General features: G+C 64.9%; 1 protein-coding gene. It reads left to right on the top strand.

Going from position 1 to position 649, the window contains the following annotated elements:
* On the top strand, positions 1-649 hold a 649-nt coding region (locus HMPREF3115_RS03945; protein ID WP_141751629.1), incomplete at both ends, for a type VI secretion system Vgr family protein.

The raw sequence follows: 649 nt of genomic DNA, 5'->3' as shown, positions 1-649 counted from the left end.
GGGAATCGCAGGCCAAGCGCTTTCATGGCGCGGGCGGCGTGCGTGCTATCGATGCGGGCCGGCGCTTTACGCTGATAGACCATCCGGAACACGATCGCGATCCGGCGGACCAGCGCGAGTTCGCGACGATCGAAGTCGCATGGTGGATCGAGAACAACCTGCCCGTGTCCGAGAGCGATTCGAATTTTCCGCACAGCCTTGCGTCGTCGCTCGCACAGGTACGCGCTCGATACGGGGACATGCGAGAACTTCAGGTGCCGCATCCCGACGGTTCGCTCGGCTTCTATCTCGTCGAAGTCGAGGCGCAGCGCACGAGCGTGCCGTATCGCAGCCCGTTCGAGCACGCGAAGCCGAAGATGCACCTCGAGACGGCGATCGTCGTTGGTCCGCAGGGCGAGGAGGTCTATACCGACGAGCTGAACCGGATTCGCGTGCAGTTCGTATGGGATCGCCTCAATCCGGGCAACGAGAACGCATCGTGCTGGGTGCGTGTGGTGCAGTCGGACACCGGCGGCGGCTACGGCGGCGTGCACGTGCCACGAATCGGCGAGGAAGTGCTGATCGACTACGTCGGCGGCAACTGCGACCGGCCGCTGGCGGTCGGGCGCGTGTACAACGGCGCGAACAAGCCGCAGTGGCATAGCGACGG

Origin of the sequence: Burkholderia sp. HMSC10F09 (assembly GCF_001806955.1) — a bacterium.
Lineage (GTDB): Bacteria > Pseudomonadota > Gammaproteobacteria > Burkholderiales > Burkholderiaceae > Burkholderia > Burkholderia multivorans.
Note: the sequence above shows the minus strand (reverse complement) of the source record. Positions and strands in the feature narration are given on the sequence as shown.